Origin of the sequence: Actinophytocola sp. (assembly GCF_036378875.1) — a bacterium.
In the GTDB taxonomy this organism is placed as follows: domain Bacteria; phylum Actinomycetota; class Actinomycetes; order Mycobacteriales; family Pseudonocardiaceae; genus Actinophytocola.
The window spans coordinates 1-3,611 of sequence record NZ_DASUVO010000007.1 but is presented as its reverse complement, the minus strand read 5'-3'; the positions used below and the strand labels follow the sequence as shown (position 1 = coordinate 3,611).

The following is a 3,611-nucleotide window of genomic DNA, read 5'->3' as shown; positions in this document are numbered from 1 at the left end:
CGACGCGCTGGCCGCAGCGGTCCTTCCCGAGGCCGGCCCGGCAGGAGCCGCGGCCGTGGCAGCCACCGGCAGCTACTACGCCGACCAAGCCACCCAAGCGATCCGCGAGTTCGCCGCCGAATGCGGCATACGCGGCAACTGCCCCTGAACACTGGTAGAGCGCCCTCCCGTTACCCGAACAGAATCGCCGAGCCGCTGCGGATCGCGCGGCTGGAAGCCATCGCGGACAACGAGTCGTACTCGGCGGACTACGCGAATTCCGCCTCGCCAGCCTCATGGCGGAGAACGGCCAGATCGAGGAGCCGGTCCGGCTGGTCGGCCGAGTGGCGCGAGGCCATGACTCCGACGCCAGGTACGCGGCAAGACAGCCCCGACGCTTCTCGCCGACTACGGCACGTCGGTGAGGCGTGGAAGCACCCGGACCTGGGCCCGGTGGTCTGGCTGGCCATGTCCACCGGAGCGCGGCGGGGAGACTTGTGTGCGCTGCGGTGGCGGCACGTGGACCTCGCCCAGGATGTGTTGGTGATACCAGTAGGGATCGCGCAGGCTAACGGCGAAGTGTGGGAGAGCGACACCAAGCTGAATTCTGTTGCTGGATCTGGAAAACCTCGGCATGGTACGGCGCTGCCTGCGGCCTTTGGTCGGCTGGCAGCCCTGCTCGGCGTCGCCGGCGAGGTTCACCACGTGGTGGCCGCCTATGCGCTGACCGACGGGGACGGCTCCGACTCGGTCGCGTCGCTGCTGGTCGAGCTGCGCGCCGCGCCGCTGCGGACACCGTTCATCGTCCCGTTGAGTCGCTGGGTCTGGATCACCCAGAAGATTGCGAAGCAGGTGAGGAGGCTGGCTTCGAGCCAGAAGAACCAGTCGTCGTAGTCGAAGTAGGAGCCCCATGGCAGCCAACCGAGTACGGACGCGATCATCACAGCGACCAGGACCAAGTTCGGGCTGGCCTTGCTTGATTCTGACCTCTTGTCGGCGGCGGCGTTGACCATGACCACGGCCATGATGAAGGCGAACAGCACACCGGCGGCGAAGCCGTGCGCGTTGTCGACGAAGAACTGGCTCCCGGTGATGGCCCCCAGGATCCCCGCCCCGACCAGGAGCGTCAGCAAGGCCCCGAGCAACACCTTGGCGAACGGGGGGAGTGGTTTTTCCCGCTTGCCCCGGAGCAACTCCGTGCTGACGAACCCGAACACCGTGGCGGTCGCCGCGGTTGCGAACAAAGCGGACAGGTTGTTGCCTGTCGCGTCCAGGACTTCACCGTCGGTGAGCTTGCCCCACACGTCGGGATTCGTCCTCGGCACAGGCACGAACGCGACCACGAACGCCATCAGCCCTGCTCCGTCGAGCATGGCGTTCTCGAGGTCGGACTCCGCCCGGTTGATGATCAGGCAGACGCCGATCGCGCAGAGGCCGCCGACGAAGACCGCTCGCGTGGGCGAGTAGTAGAAGTCGCTGATGGACTTGTGCAACTCGTGCAGGAAGATCTCCACGACGATGGAGATGGTGAGGAGCACCAGCAGAAAGGCCGACCCCGCCCGCAACGCGACGAATGTCTGCTTGACCGGGACCGTGTCGCACTGCGTCGTCTCGGTGGGATGTCGACCGGCCCAGAGGGAGAGCAACCCGCACAGCACCACGATGACCGCGAAGATGACCAGGAGGAACTTCAGCAACCCGAACACGCCTGCGGCGCCGAGCGTGTTCGGTGCCGGGAAGTCCCCCAAGGCGACGAGCACCAGGATGTTCTCGATGATGTCGCAGACCGCTGCCAGCGCGGCGAGCGAGCAGAGCGCGGTCCGCATTCCCGTCCGCTCGCGCCACGGCGACTTGATCGCGAGGTGGTGGATCGTGACCCACAGCAACACGCCGTAGCAGACCGCGAACGCGAAGTCGACCCAGTAGTAGGTCCTGAGGTCGTCGCGGCCGTCGGGCCCCAGGGTGTCCAGGACGTTCCACGCCTCACCCGCCCGGTACCCCAGCCACGGGTCAAGCAGTGCCTGGTCCTTGCCCAGTCTGTCGTCGAGGCTCAGGATGCCAAAGCCCGGGGAGAAGCAGAGCACCACGATCATCACGACCGTCAGCGCCGCGAACAGCCAAAGCTGCCTCGGTGATACCTGCGTCTCCGTCATGCTGTCCACGTCACCGAGCCGGCGGAGGTGTTTCACGGCCGCCGGTGCGAGCCCGAGGAGAAACGGCGCGCTCCGACCGCGTTGGGCGGCAGGAAGACACAGCCGCCGAGCTGGATGATCTCCTCCTCGGTCTGCTCCAATGCCGGCCCTTCGTAGCGCGGCAAGGGGCGGTCGGCACTCGAAGGCACGTTCATCGGACCTCCATACGACGGGTCGTACCTGTGGTGGCAGGAGGTCTTGAGCCAAACCTCAAGCACTCCTGTCGTCAACCCAACTGGTGACCAAAGCCCCGAAGGAGTGACTCTGTCCATGTTGGATCGCTGCCGAAGTGAGCTGGCCGCTCGAACGCCAGCGGCGAGCCGGCGAAGTGTTCGCGGCGCGGGCCTCCAGGGCTCGGCCCTCTCGGCCGGGACGGATGGCACCAGCGCGACCCGCATGCCCCGCCTGGTCACCCCCCGACAGCGGTGAGGCCGCACTTCGGGCCTTGGCTGACATCCATTTTCGTGCGGACCGTGTTGGATACGGCCGAACTCAACGTGGTGAGCACCGCCCGCCGTCACGGGCGCAGTTGGACCGAGATCGCGCGGCCTTGCAACAGACCGAGCAAGCGGGGGAAAGTGGCGTGACCTCGAGACGCCAACAACTGCTGCGGACGACACCAGCCGCCAGAGAGCACGTCCGGGGGCTGCCTGACCACCGTGTTGGGTGGCCCGCAACGGCGTTTTGGCCCACGCGTGGGATCGCCGGCTCGGTAGGTACGGCGCGTGGTTGCGGTGAGGCAGGTTAGGCGGCGCCCGGTTTCCCTGGTGTGGTTGGTGGTACGCCGTCCTCTGTCGTCGTGACGGATGTCGATGTGAGAAGACGTCCCGACACGGGACGAGTCAGCGGGACGCTCTGACTTTGCCGGTTCCTCGCGATTCCGTGTCGCTGCGGTGGACCGGGACAGTCGGGACATCGGCGGCGGCGTGCCGACCGAGGGAGTTTCGAGTAGATGCGGAGTCGGCTATGACCTCCGCCGTACATCGGGCAAGGGGGGCGGCCGTCCGTCGCCGTCCGGGCTCGCCGATGTCATCGAGACCATTTGGACAAAGGTCTGGTGCTCGACGCGTATGTGCGGGTGGCGTTGGTGGGTATCGAGGTGTTGACCATCGACGTTCGTGTGGTGATCGCCAGTATCGACACCTACCTGGAGTTCGCCGACGCGGTGGATCGGCTGAATCTGTCCGACACCGAACCAAGACAGCTGACCGATCTGCTCGACGAGGTGACCGAAGGTCCGATCGGAGCGAGATGGGGCGTGTTGGGGATGACCGTGTCGGGGGGCAGAACCAGCGGTGGGGACACCATTCGCGGTGGTTCCCGCCAGGTGTATGTGTACGGGATCGTGCCGTCGGATGTGGAGACCACGCCGGATGCTCGGGGGGTGGGGGATCCGCCGTACGACGTGCTCACCGTCCGGCACGGTGAGGTCGCGGCGTT

The 3,611-nt window shown here is 66.5% G+C and carries 2 protein-coding genes and 1 pseudogene; 1 reads left to right on the top strand and 2 read right to left on the bottom strand.

What is annotated here, in order from left to right:
- Positions 1 to 695: 695 nt before the first annotated feature.
- A complete protein-coding gene (locus VF106_RS02400) occupies positions 696 to 2,132 on the bottom strand; it encodes a hypothetical protein (RefSeq protein WP_330837868.1) in 1,437 nt (478 codons plus the stop codon).
- Positions 2,133 to 2,164: 32 nt separating this feature from the next.
- Positions 2,165 to 2,326, bottom strand: a complete 162-nt coding sequence (locus tag VF106_RS02395; protein WP_330837867.1) for a hypothetical protein — start codon at positions 2,324 to 2,326, stop codon at positions 2,165 to 2,167.
- 771 nt (positions 2,327 to 3,097) lie between these two features.
- Between VF106_RS02395 and gvpJ the strand changes: the two are divergent.
- Positions 3,098 to 3,349: pseudogene (gene gvpJ, locus VF106_RS50795) on the top strand (gas vesicle protein GvpJ); the annotation flags it as partial.
- Positions 3,350 to 3,611: the final 262 nt, after the last annotated feature.

What these genes read in the sequence shown, in the direction of transcription:
- VF106_RS02400 (WP_330837868.1), bottom strand. Translation starts at nt 2,132, where the DNA reads ATGACGGAGACGCAGGTATCACCGAGGCAGCTTTGGCTGTTCGCGGCG.
- VF106_RS02395 (WP_330837867.1), bottom strand. Translation starts at nt 2,326, where the DNA reads ATGAACGTGCCTTCGAGTGCCGACCGCCCCTTGCCGCGCTACGAAGGG.